Here is a 12,589-nt window from a genome sequence, read left to right on the forward strand (position 1 = left end):
CATCTCCTTTTTCCTTCTTTCCAATTTCTATGTCAGTCCCAGCAGCTGCCGGATTTTCATTTTCGCTTCCGGATGTTTAGTGCCGTCACAAATCAAGTCCTTTGGATAGTACAGCTTGTGGTCCGTCCGCCGTTTACCTGAGATGGATTCCACAATAGCCGACTGTCTGGACAGCTCTTTAATTTGGCCGTTTTGCGTCAAGAGATGGATCGGCAGACGCTCCTCTTCCTCTCCTGGTCGGTAAAAATCGTATGGCAGATCTGATGAAGAATCAACGACCAAATAATAGCTCGGATCGATCCCCGCCTCTTTGAACAATGAAGTCAGCTCAAAATAAGCCGACATTTCTTCATTCGGATTGAATTCAACGTATTGGAAAAGCTGGCGGTTAATGAATCTGCGGCACAAGTCGGATAAAATCGCGTCTTCTTCATCCTCCCAGGCCTGGAAGTAATACAAAATAATAGATTCATCCAGCTTTACATAATCCTCCAGTGTCAATTTTCCTTCAAAAATAGAATAGAAATGAACCGGAGCGTGAGTGAAGACATAGCCTTCATCATGCAGCTGCTTCGCCCTGTGAAGAATCTTCGTTAAAATGACCTCTGCACTTCTAGTCACAGGATGGAAGTAGACCTGCCAGTACATTTGGTAACGGCTCATGATATAGTCTTCGACAGCGTGCATTCCGCTTTCTTTAATGACGATCTGATCCTCGCGCGGCCGCATCACCCGAAGAATCCGCTCCATATCAAAATGGCCGTAGCTGACGCCCGTATAATATGCGTCGCGCTGCAGGTAATCCATGCGGTCTGCGTCAATCTGACTCGAAATCAGGCTGACCACTTGCTTGTTTTTATATGTTTTGGCAATGACTTCAGCAACATCCTGAGGGAAACCCGGGCTCACCTTTCTGAGCACCTGATTAACCTCCGTGTCTCCCAAAATGATACCTCTTGTAAAATCCTCGTGGTCAAGGTGAAAGACCTTTTCAAATGAATGCGAGAACGGCCCGTGCCCGAGGTCATGAAGCAGCGCCGCGGCCAAACAGAGTTCGCGCTCACTGTCATCCCATTCAGGGCGGCCTTTAAAGACGTCATCAACCATTCTTCTGACAATTTCATAGACACCGAGAGAATGGTTGAACCGGCTGTGCTCAGCCCCATGGAACGTCAAATAGGTCGTTCCGAGCTGCTTAATTCTGCGGAGACGCTGAAATTCACGGGTTCCGATCAAATCCCATATCAGCTTGTCCCGAACATGAACATAGCGGTGCACCGGATCTTTAAACACTTTTTCTTCTGATAATTTTCCATTTGGATACGCCATCGTCATTCCCTCTTTTTTTTAGCCGTGTTTCTATTATATCGACTCTATTCTTTGAAAACATCCTTGAATTTGCCCGGCGATTTGTTCCATCTTCATGAAAAACACATCTTGTGAAGCAAAAAAGCCTGACCTGAGGGCCGAGGCTAAGAAAAAATATGTTTTTACTTTTTTATTTTCTTTTTTACTTTGTCAATCAGCTCATCCTCTGTCGGAGCTGACAGCGGGCGATTGTTCACAAAAGCAAATGATTTTTTCCGTCCGGGCCCGCAATAAGATTGGCATCCTACCTCAACCTTTGCGTCCGGGTCCACTTCTTTCAAACGCGGCAGCAATGTTTTGATATTAGTGGCTTGGCAATCATCACACACTCGAAATTCATTAGCCATGACGTACGCTTCCCTTCATTTCTATGTTCATCTATGTGAATAACCTAAAATCACGTTTCAAAAAAAATCACATCACTCTTCATTTTACAAGGATTCGACTGTTCCTGCAAGCCGCTCCATCCTTCGTATCTCCTATTCTTTCAGCCAATTTGTATAAATATTTTCCAACCTGGACATTCTAATACCATGAAAAGAAAAATGGGAGTTGAGATAAATGACAAAACAGCGACAAGACGCTTGGTCAGAGGAAAACGATCTGCTTTTAGCCGAAACAGTGCTTCGGCATGTGAGGGAGGGCAGCACTCAGCTGAACGCCTTTGAAGAAGTCGGCGATAAATTAAACCGGACATCCGCAGCCTGCGGATTCAGATGGAACGCAGTGGTCCGCCATCAATATGAAAAAGCGCTTCAGCTTGCGAAGAAACAACGAAAACAGCGGATGAGAGCGCTCGGAAACGGGCAGCCCGCGAAAAAAAGATTATTATATCAGCCTCCTGCCGTTGATCCTGAAATCATTCAAGAAACCGCTGCAGAAGAGCCGGTTAAAACGGAAACACCTTCTGTCGAAAATGAGCAACCTTTAATGTCTGGCGAACATATGCCTTTTGTTGATGAAAGCTTTAAGGAAGAGTTAGCTAGTCTATCACACTTATTGTCTCCTCAAACGCCTGCAGCTGCGCCTGAGATGACGATGAATGATGTGATCCGCTTCCTGCAGAATTACAAAGGCAATAACGAGCAATCATCAGCATTAAAAATGGAAAACGAGCGTTTAAAGAAAGAAAATCAGGAATTGCAAAACAAAACAGAGCAGCTAGAGGCAGAAGTTCAAAAGCTTGAAAAAGACCAAAAAACGATCCAAGAAGATTATGAAACCTTGGTGAAAATTATGAACAGAGCCAGAAAGCTAGTTTTATTTGAAGAAGATGAACATGCCTCTCCGTCCTTCAAAATGGACCGGAACGGCAATTTAGAAAAATTAGCGGAATGACATAGAAAAATCCCAAAACGGGCAGCTGTTTTGGGATTTTCGCCATGTGCAAAATCCCCTTTTCTATTGAGAAAAGAGAATTTCCTCATTTTGCAGCCGGATCAGCTATTCTTGTAAAATGAGGCCAAGCTTATGTGAATCTATTAAGACATGTGAGCTGCCTCGGCCGTTTTTTGTTTCCGAGGCGCAGCAGAAATGACCAAAAGCCCCAGCATCATAAGCGCAATGCCCAGCCACGAGGAAGGCGAAAGCATTTCCCCTATGAAAAACACGCCAAGCAATGAAGCCGTCAGCGGTTCAGCTAAAGACAGCGTGACCGCCGCCGAGGCCGGAACCCCGGTAAGCCCTTTCGCAAACAAAAAGTATGCGGCACATGTTGCAATTAACCCGATGTAAAGGCTTGTTCCCAGTCCTCTAGGGGTCAATATCCACGAGATATCTAACTGCCATAATAGCGGCGTCAGCAAGATGGCGCTGATCATGAATACAACGGCGGAGGTCGCTCGCGGAGGCTGGGTTTTCATCATCGCTTTACTGATGAGCGTATAGCCTGCAAAAGAAGCACCCGCTCCAAGCGCCATAAGAACACCAGCCACATCAATCCGAACATTGGAACTGTCGGAAAACAGAAGCCAGCAACCCGCTAAAGCCAGCACAGTCGCAATCCACCAGGAGTTTCGCGGGCGTTTCTTCAATACAGCCCATTCGAGGGTCCCGGCAATGATAGGCGCACTGCCGATGGCAATCACAGTTCCCACTGCAATTCCCGTTTCTTTAACCGCTGTGAAAAACAGCGGCTGGTAACACGCCATACAAACAGCGGCTAAAAATACGAGCGGCCATGACCAATTTTTCACGTGAAGCTCCCGGCTGACCCAAACCGCAAGCAGCATGGCGCTTCCTCCTATTAATAACCTGAACGCTCCAAATGCCAGCGGTGTGGCGCTTTCTGGAGCCAATGCCTGAACGGTTCCCGTGGTCCCCCAGAAAAAAGCCGCAATCAATACAAAAAGGCTGTAAATATTCCCTTTCATCTGCCTCTCTCCTTTAATATGGATGCTGATGTCATTTTATCGTTTTTCTTTTTGTCGTGGTTATCTGTATGTAAGAAGGATTTATCTGAAAATAAGATTATTGGGGTAAAATGCCGCTTGTGATAAAAAATGCATGCCGGCATATACAGCCGGCATGCGAAGAACGTTCACCCAAATACCTTTGCATTCCGCTCAGCCATCCGGACGAGGTTTTTCTCAAATTCCATTTCCTCATCAATGGACAGTCCAGCTGAATAAAGATGGGTGCTTAACGCTTTTAATTCCGTCAATAAAGCGAACATTAAGTCTTGTACGGAGATGTCTTTTTGCAGAAGCTCACTTAAGGACGCCATCGTTTCCGGACGTATTTCCGGATAGACGCCTTTTTTATCGTTTTGTTTGTCTTTCAGCGCCGCTTGATAGAATCGTCTGATCAAGTCGGCCCTTTCACTGCCGCTTTTATCCGCACAGAGATAAATTTGAACAGCGACTCCGCCGCGAACGCGTCTCTGAGAGATGCCGGCGAACTTTTTGCCATTTATACTGAGGTCATAGCTGCCGGGACAATAAGATCCTTCAATTTCATAGGCTTCGATCTTTGCGTTGTACGGTCTCAGCATTCGTCTCATCAGCTCGACCATCGCTTCATATCCTTTGTCTATATCGATGCCTTTCTTTTCGTCCTCGAATATGAGAGAGATATTTAAAACACCGTCATCCAATACGACGGCAAGACCGCCGGAATTGCGTACGATCACACGGTATCCTTCGCTCTCCAGCAAGGAGATACCATCCTGCAAAAACGGGAGGCGTGTATCCTGTATTCCAAGGACAATTGTATCGTGGTGCACCCATGAACGCGCTGTCGCCGGCGACACGCCTTTTCCGACGGACATGCACAGCGTATCATCCATTGCGAAGGATTGCTTCGCATCAAATAAAGGGCCGAGACTGGATTGGTCAATGACTCTCCATTTCGGCTGCATCAGTAAATCAATCGGTTGGTTTGCCATCTATGTAAAACCCTTTCATGTTAGGCTTATTGAACGAAAACTATTATATCATTTCAGCAGCTGTGATTGATAATTGCTTTTCAGCATCGCAAGAAAAATTTCTTTATTTTTTGTATTCTCCATGAGAGGAGAATGAATGTAAGACAGCTTGCGCTTTAACGAGAAATTATTAATATGCAGAATTGAAATTTCGCGGTGGATCAAATCCTTATGCAGCACGCTTCTGGATAGAACCGAAAGTCCCATGCCGTTAATCACCGCTTCCTTTACACCTTGATTGCTGCTGATGGTAAACATTGATTTCGGCCGAAGTCCATTTGAACTGAGTACATGATCAAGATATTCTCTCGTCCCGGAGCCTTTCTCTCTTGTCACCCACGCTTCGTTCTGCAAATCGCTGATCGAAATCTCTTTCCGCCCGGCGAGCGGATGCTGATTTGGAGCGGCAATGCACATTTCATCTTCCATGAACGGTTCAATTTCCAGCTCATTCTCGTTTGTATGTCCTTCAATCAGCCCGATATCAGCCTGAAGCATCCGCACACGCTCGCTGACCTCCTCTGTATTGCCAATCATGACATCTAGATTCAGCTCTGGATACAGCTTTTGCAGCTGGGCCAATAGCGGCGGAAGAATATACTCACCGATTGTAAAGCTTGCAGCTATTTTCAATTCACCCTTCACATAGTGATGATGCGCATAGATTTCAGCCTTGGCTTGTTCGTAGAGAAACACCATTTGCTTTGCTCTTTGATATAAAATGTCTCCTGTCGGCGTTGTCGTAAAGTGTTTTGGCGACCTGTTCAGAAGAGCGGTTTGAAATTCTTTCTCAAGATTTTTGATATGCAGACTGACGCTGGGCTGGGAGATCATCAGCTTTTCTGCCGCTTTTGTGAAGTTTTTTTCTTCTACCACCGCTATAAACGTTTTCAGCACGTCGTAATACAAAAACCCCACCCCTGTCATTAATGAAATATATGGTTATGATTAGTTTTCTTTATTGTACTCATATCATCCGTCTTGGTAAAGAAGGCTATACGGAAGCGCAAAAAAGGCAGCCCTCGGTCGAGAGCTGCCATCGTCTTCATTTTTATTACAGTGCTTGCGCCGCTGTAATTAATGCGAGATTGTAAACATCTTCAGCGTTACATCCTCTTGAAAGGTCGTTTACAGGCATATTTAAACCTTGCAGGATTGGTCCTACCGCTTCAAAGTTGCCCAAACGCTGAGCGATTTTATAGCCGATGTTTCCTGCTTCAAGGCTTGGGAATACGAATACGTTAGCGTCCCCTTTGATCTCGGAATCCGGCGCTTTTTTCTCAGCTACAGATGGAACAAATGCAGCATCAAATTGGAATTCGCCGTCAAGTGTCAGTTCAGGCGCTTTTTCTTTCGCGATTTTCACTGCATCCGCTACTTTTTCTGTTTCATCAGATTTTGCTGAGCCTTTTGTAGAGAAGCTGAGCATTGCCACGCGAGGCTCAATGTCGAACATTTTTGCCGTATTGGCACTTTCGATCGCAATCTCGGCAAGATCTTGGCTGTCAGGCGCAATGTTGATCGCGCAATCTGCGAATACGTATTGCTCTTCTCCGCGAGCCATGATGAACACGCCTGAAGTCTTTTTCACGCCTTCTTTTGTTTTGATGATTTGAAGAGCCGGGCGGACAGTGTCAGCTGTCGAGTGAGCAGCTCCGCTTACGAGTCCGTCTGCAAGGCCTTTGTACACCAGCATTGTACCGAAGTAGTTCTCGTCTAATAACGCTTTGCGAGCCTGTTCTTCTGTCGCTTTGCCTTTGCGGCGTTCTACGAATGCTTGTACAAGGTCTTCCATGCCTTCATATGTATGAGGATCATAAATCTTAACGCCGTCCAGCGTAAGGTTCAATTCTTTTGCTTTTGCTTGGATCTCATTTTCATTGCCGATCACAATCGGATTCAGCACTTTGTTTCCTGCAAGCTTGCTGACCGCTTCTAAAATACGCTCGTCTAAGCCTTCAGGAAATACAATTTTAACGTCTTTTCCAGCTACTTTTTCTTGCACTGTTGAAAATAAATCTGCCACAATAAAACCTCCTCAAAAAGTTACAAAAACGCTTTCTTTTACTAGCATACTCTTCTTCCAATCAAATTCAAACAGCCAACTTCCATTATAGCGCTTTCATAAAAAAATCTTATTTTTCTAACTAATTTAAGTGACTCAATCTTCCCTTATAGTTTCTTCTATTTTGATGGAGTTATACGGAAGGGATGTTCAAGGTTTCTCCACAGTAGAATCGGATAAACTATGGTATAGTGAAGGCAATCATGAAAAGATAATGGGAGTGAAGATAAATGAGTGAACAGCAAATGACGAATGAAGCTGCAAAAACGCTTGACGGCTGGTATGCGCTTCATGATTTCCGCACAATGGATTGGGCTTCCTGGAAGCTTCTGTCCAGTGATGAGCGCCAATCTATCATACATGAATTCACTGGGTTGCTTGAAAAATGGGGCGTAGCCCAAAAAGAAGGAAAAGGATCGCAAACTCTTTACAGCATCGTCGGCCAAAAAGCTGATTTTATGCTGATGATCCTTCGTCCTACAATGGAAGAATTAAATCAAATTGAGCTTGAATTCAACAAATCAAGACTTGCTGAGTTCACCATTCCGGCATACTCCTACGTATCAGTGGTAGAGCTGAGCAACTACTTGGCAAGCGGTGATGGCGATCCTTATGAAAATCCCCATGTGCGTGCGCGCCTTTACCCTGAACTGCCGGAATCAAAATATGTATGCTTCTATCCAATGGATAAAAGAAGATCCGGCAACGACAACTGGTATATGCTTTCAATGGAGGAACGCAGAAACTTGATGAGAAGCCACGGTTTAATCGGCCGCAGCTATGCGGGCAAAGTCAAACAGATCATCACCGGCTCTGTCGGCTTTGACGATTACGAGTGGGGCGTTACATTATTCAGCGATGATGTCCTTCAATTCAAGAAGCTAGTGTACGAAATGCGTTTTGACGAAGTCAGCGCTCGCTATGGCGAATTTGGTTCATTCTTTGTCGGCAATCACCTTTCGCTTGATACACTTCCTCAATTCCTATATGTATAATATCCCCTCCCGCCCTATCCGGCGGGAGTTTTTCAATCCTCCTTTATCAGAATTTAAATAAAATTTGCTATTTTCTTCGTTTTTTCTTACGATGTAGATAATAATCCAATTTTTTCAAAGGGGTGCAGTTATTTGTCAAAACGAACCGCATTTGTTATGGGAGCCAGTCAAGGGATTGGGAAAGCAATCGCTCTGAAATTAGCAGACCAGCACTTTTCCCTCGTCATTAATTCGCGAAGTTTGGATAATATTGAATCTGTCAAAGAAGACATTTTGGCCAAGCATCCTGAGGCGAGCGTCATTGTCCTTGCGGGCGATATGTCTGACCAGCATACGAGAGCGGCCATTTTTCAGGAAATCGAATCTCAATGCGGACGGCTTGATGTTCTGATTAATAATATCCCGGGCGGCGCGCCTGATACATTTGATAACTGCAATATAGACGATATGACGGCCACGTTCACTCAAAAGACCGTTGCCTATATTGACGCTATCAAGCGTGCTTCCTCACTGATGAAACAAAACGAGTTTGGCAGAATCATCAACATTGTCGGAAATCTGTGGAAAGAACCCGGCGCCAACATGTTCACAAACAGTATGATGAATGCCGCTTTAATAAACGCCAGTAAAAATATTTCCATCCAGCTTGCTCCTCACAACATTACTGTCAACTGTCTGAATCCTGGTTTTATCGCTACAGACCGTTATCATCAATTTGTGGAAAATGTGATGAAAAAGAACAGCATATCCAAACAGAAAGCAGAGGAACAGATTGCTTCCGGGATTCCGATGAAACGGGTCGGATCAGCCGAAGAAACCGCAGCGCTCGCCGCGTTTCTTGCCTCTGAGGAAGCCTCCTACATCACGGGACAGCAAATTTCCGCTGATGGCGGCAGCATGAAAAGCATATAAAAACATCCCGCTTTTTAGCGGGATGTTTCTTGTAATGACCCGAACGGCAGGTTCAGCTTTTGAATCCGCGTGACAAATTCCCGCAGATCCTCCTGCTTCGACACCATTGAGATTCTGACATGCCTTTTTCCGTTGCTTCCAAAAATTTCGCCCGGTGTGACTACGACATGGGCATGCTCCAGCAAGTAATCGGAAAATTGGTGAGATGTCTCAAACGTATTCGGAATTTCAGCCCATACGTAAAAGGTTCCTTTTGGCTTTTCCATCTTCCAGCCCAGTTCCTTTTCACAAAGCGCCGTAAAAAAGTCAATTCGTTCCTTATAAATTCGTTTCAACGATTCCGTATGCTCCGGATCTCCAGAAAGCGCCGCACTCGCTGCCTGCTGCAGACCGCCGAACATGCCGACAAATACATGATCCTGAAATTCATTGACGGCCTGAATGATCCTTTCGTTCCCAACCGCAAACGCCATTCTCCAGCCGGCCATGTTAAATGTTTTTGAAAATGAATAAAGCTCTGCTCCGACAATTTTGGCATCCTCTGCCTCAAGAAAACTGGCCGGTTTTTGATCGAATTCAAACGCTCCGTATGCAAAATCATGAATCAAATGGATGTTATGCTCTTTCGCAAAAGCAGCAGCTCTTGCATAAAAAGCCGCATCAGCCACAGCTCCAGTGGGGTTGTTCGGGTAGTTTAAAAACATAAGCTTCGCTTTTTCCAGCACGGCTGGATCAATCTTTTCAAAATCCGGCAGATAGCCATTTTCTTCATACAGCGGCATTTCGTAAAGCTTAGCTCGCGCCATCGTAATCCCTGATAAATATTCAGGGTAGCCTGGATTCGGGACTAAAGCGATGTCTCCCGGATTGAGCAGGCATTGTGTCAGCACATACAAACCGGCTTTCCCGCCTCCGAAAAGCGCGACCTCCGTTTCAGGATTGATTGTCACGCCGTATTCTCTTTTATAGAAAGCAGCGATTGCTTCCTTCAAAAAAGGATAACCTCTGAATGGGCCGTATCCATGAAACGAAGGATTCAGAGACGCCTCCCGCAAAGCCTCGACAATATGCGGCGGAGTGGGAAGGTCAGGGTTCCCCTGTCCGAGATTAATGATATGGGCTCCCGTTTTTTCCATTTCCTTTACCTTTTGAAAAACGAGAGAAAACTCCTGCCTTGGAAGTGTCTTGATGACATCGGACGGTGTTATTTCCATCTAAAAGACTCCTTTTTGCTCCGTTTTGTTATCCCGTTCCAAAAACGATTTGTTGACGAGCTTCGTATGCAAAAACAAACCGCATACGATCACGACAATCAGCCCCATAATGACCGGAGCGCTTAGGATGTTAATGAACATTGAACCAATAGAAATGCATAATCCGATAGACGCTTCGGCCACTGAAAAAATGCGCCCTTGAATCTGGTTTGCCGCATTTTCCTGAACCTTCACTTTTGCAAGCACTTCCCCGTATTCCATCGCGATGAAAAAGAGGATCGCCGCGATGACAGAAACAGCGAATATCGGTGTGAATAAAAACAGCGCCAGCGAGACAATGGATAAAACGGTAAAGTACGTCAGGCCTCTATTGTTGTTAAAGCCCCATTTGCTGACAAGCGCCGCTCCGATAAAGCCGCCGAAGCCGATGCAGAACGTGAGAATAAAGTTGCCGATTTCCCCGTCACCCAGAAAGCGGCTGACAATCGGAAAATAGCTGTACACAACTCCCCACAGCAAAGCCATCGTAATCATCGTAAACATGGCGTTTAATACGAATGCATTGGTTTTGATTTCCTTGAGCCCTTCCTTAAAAGACTGAAAGGCCTCTTTTATGTTTTCAGATTGAATCGGCACAAATTGCAGCTTGATACGGCTGATAAAAAATGCCGAAACCAGGTATGTCACACCGTTAAAGGCAACAGCCAGCTCTACAGATCCGCCTAACAGAAAGAGCCCTCCGGCAGCCGCCCCGACGATAATGGAAATGGTTGTCGCTTTTGCAAATAACGTGTTGATGCTTTTAATATCTGATTCCAAGGACGACATGACAGCGAGACGGGCGGGATTAAAAAACACGCCGCTTCCATAAGAAATAAACAGCAGGGCCAGAAAAATCAGCGGATACTCGCCTTTTGGAAGAAATGTGAGCCCCAAAAAGATGATGCCTCTGATGATATCCGTCCACAGCATGATCTTAATTCTGTCTAACCGGTCGACCAGAACCCCCAAAAACGGCTGAAACACCATCGGAATGCTTCTGACCACGATGACCCCGGACGTCACCCAATAATCGTGATAATATGTAGACAAAATGAGCAGGGCAGGGAGAACACAATAGTCTCCCATGAACGATAGCGCCTGCCCGTAAAGCAAGTATTTAGAGTTGGGTTTCAGCTGTTTCATACTGGCAGCACATACTTTGCCGTCAGCTTTGCATGCTGCTGAATTTGTCTGATTGATTCAGCCACATCCTGTGAATTACTGCCTTTCAGTTCAAATGCAGCAATGGAATTGAAAGCTTCAAACAATGTCAAATCAATTGAAGTGCCTGGTGCTGCGGCCGAAAAAGAAACGATTTCAGTATCCCCTTTTAAAAGCCCGTCCGGAATATCGATCGCTTCAATGACCAAATCCTCAGCAGTTTCTGGAATCTGGCCATTTTGTTTGAAATGCTGCGGGTACAAATGGCAGTCGGCGACATAATAAGGCTCTTGATCCAATAATCCGTCCGGCAGATCGGCGTCTTTTCCGAAACAAAGGACATCTAATAATAATTGCGCCATATCAAGGCCAAAGACCTTTTTAATATTGGGGATCATATTCCAGCCGGCGAATCTGGCTGCCGATTCAATTAAACCCGGTTCTCTGTTTTTCATTAGCTTGATCTCTGTATGTGTTGCGCAATTTTGCAGGCCAAGCCCTTCATTTGCCTTTTTGGCAGCTTCGACAATTTTCTTTTTTGCCTCTTCATCCAGAATGGACGGCGTAATGTGGGATGTCTCTGTAAACCCGATTTGCGGCGTTTTATCATGAATGGCGATCGGGAAATACTCACCGTCAGCCATGATGCCTTCTATACTTATATAGTCGGAGTACCCTTCTGTTTGATACCAGTCTCCGTACTCACCCTGTAAAAATTCTTCAGCGATAAACGGCGCTTCAAACGTAACCGCCTTTGGCACGTTAATTGATTTCAGATAGTCATTGACTCTGTTAAATTCATCTTCTGCCGTCTCAGTGTCCGTAATCAGCGTTACACCGATTGAACTCGCTAAGTATGTAGGCTTTAAGATAAGAGGTGTGCCGATCTCTTCAAGAGCAGCACGGAAATCTTCAAGAGTTGTGACTCGTTTGTTTTTGATCGATTTGACTCCGGCCTTATTAAAAGCGTCCCTCATTTTATTTTTATCTCTGGCATTTTCGGCTGCCTGCACGCCGGCACCTCTCAAGCCCAGACGTTCACAGGCTTTCGCCATCGGAGCAATGAATAATTCATTGTTTGTTGTGATGGCATCCGCCCCAAACATTTCGGCAACCTTGACGATTTGCTCGACGACCTCTTCCTCAGGCTTGTTATGATCTTCATGCGCCCAATAAATGGAATCAGGGTGCTCAAAATCAGCTAAACTCTTAAAATAGTCTTTATCTTTTATGACCGCGACCGAGTATTTTTCAATCAATGCTGCATGGGAGGCTGTAATTGCAAAAGGTCTTGGAATAAAGCTGACCAGGTTATATTTTTCAGCAGCGCTTTTATAAAACATGTGCGGCGGGCAGCCTCCAAGATCAGCGATGACCAATACTGTTTTTCTCTCCATATGTAAAACAC

The 12,589-nt window shown here is 45.2% G+C and carries 12 protein-coding genes; 3 read left to right on the top strand and 9 right to left on the bottom strand.

All coding sequences use genetic code 11. The features are described 5' to 3' along the window. Positions 1-27: 27 nt before the first annotated feature. The gene (locus MKY10_RS20165) at positions 28-1,329 is read right to left on the bottom strand and encodes an HD domain-containing protein (RefSeq protein ID WP_003243873.1); all 1,302 of its coding nucleotides are present in this window, start codon (positions 1,327-1,329) and stop codon (positions 28-30) included. A 161-nt stretch (positions 1,330-1,490) separates the two neighbouring features. Further along, positions 1,491-1,715, bottom strand: a complete 225-nt coding sequence (locus tag MKY10_RS20170; protein ID WP_003222050.1) for a DUF1450 domain-containing protein — start codon at positions 1,713-1,715, stop codon at positions 1,491-1,493. Positions 1,716-1,929: 214 nt separating this feature from the next. On the opposite strand from MKY10_RS20170, the gene rsfA reads away from it, so the two are divergent. After that, a complete protein-coding gene (gene rsfA / locus MKY10_RS20175) occupies positions 1,930-2,706 on the top strand; it encodes a prespore-specific transcription regulator RsfA (protein WP_029726231.1) in 777 nt (258 codons plus the stop codon). Positions 2,707-2,849: 143 nt separating this feature from the next. Here the strand turns inward: rsfA and MKY10_RS20180 are convergent, their stop codons facing one another. The 4 genes from MKY10_RS20180 to pta all read right to left on the bottom strand — a co-directional run bounded on the left by MKY10_RS20180 (position 2,850) and on the right by pta (position 6,818). Next, positions 2,850-3,740, bottom strand: coding sequence for a carboxylate/amino acid/amine transporter (locus MKY10_RS20180; protein WP_029726230.1), 891 nt, complete (start codon positions 3,738-3,740; stop codon positions 2,850-2,852). Between the two features lie 167 nt (positions 3,741-3,907). Next, positions 3,908-4,753: an octanoyl-[GcvH]:protein N-octanoyltransferase gene (gene ywfL / locus MKY10_RS20185; protein WP_003227511.1), complete on the bottom strand. Its 846-nt coding sequence runs from the start codon at positions 4,751-4,753 to the stop codon at positions 3,908-3,910. Between the two features lie 48 nt (positions 4,754-4,801). Continuing rightward, a complete protein-coding gene (gene cysL, locus MKY10_RS20190) occupies positions 4,802-5,701 on the bottom strand; it encodes a cysJI operon transcriptional regulator CysL (RefSeq protein WP_044052432.1) in 900 nt (299 codons plus the stop codon). A 145-nt stretch (positions 5,702-5,846) separates the two neighbouring features. Then, the gene (gene pta / locus MKY10_RS20195) at positions 5,847-6,818 is read right to left on the bottom strand and encodes a phosphate acetyltransferase (protein WP_003235941.1); all 972 of its coding nucleotides are present in this window, start codon (positions 6,816-6,818) and stop codon (positions 5,847-5,849) included. Positions 6,819-7,087: 269 nt separating this feature from the next. Between pta and hemQ the strand changes: the two genes are divergently transcribed. After that, positions 7,088-7,852, top strand: a complete 765-nt coding sequence (hemQ, locus tag MKY10_RS20200; protein ID WP_003242896.1) for a hydrogen peroxide-dependent heme synthase — start codon at positions 7,088-7,090, stop codon at positions 7,850-7,852. A 132-nt stretch (positions 7,853-7,984) separates the two neighbouring features. Continuing rightward, complete coding sequence (gene bacG, locus MKY10_RS20205; protein ID WP_042975433.1) at positions 7,985-8,764, top strand: NADPH-dependent reductase BacG; 780 nt, start codon at positions 7,985-7,987, stop codon at positions 8,762-8,764. Positions 8,765-8,778: 14 nt separating this feature from the next. Here bacG and bacF read toward each other — a convergent pair whose 3' ends face one another. The 3 genes from bacF to bacD are packed head-to-tail and all read right to left on the bottom strand — an operon-like array spanning position 8,779 to position 12,578. Continuing rightward, positions 8,779-9,978: a transaminase BacF gene (gene bacF / locus MKY10_RS20210; protein WP_046160964.1), complete on the bottom strand. Its 1,200-nt coding sequence runs from the start codon at positions 9,976-9,978 to the stop codon at positions 8,779-8,781. Continuing rightward, positions 9,979-11,163, bottom strand: a complete 1,185-nt coding sequence (bacE, locus tag MKY10_RS20215; protein ID WP_014481236.1) for a bacilysin exporter BacE — start codon at positions 11,161-11,163, stop codon at positions 9,979-9,981. After that, the gene (gene bacD, locus MKY10_RS20220) at positions 11,160-12,578 is read right to left on the bottom strand and encodes an alanine--anticapsin ligase (RefSeq protein WP_076457451.1); all 1,419 of its coding nucleotides are present in this window, start codon (positions 12,576-12,578) and stop codon (positions 11,160-11,162) included. The genes bacE and bacD overlap by 4 nt, the downstream gene beginning before the upstream one ends. Positions 12,579-12,589 lie beyond the last annotated feature (11 nt).

The sequence above is a fragment of the Bacillus sp. FSL P4-0290 genome, assembly GCF_037975435.1.
Lineage (GTDB): Bacteria > Bacillota > Bacilli > Bacillales > Bacillaceae > Bacillus > Bacillus subtilis.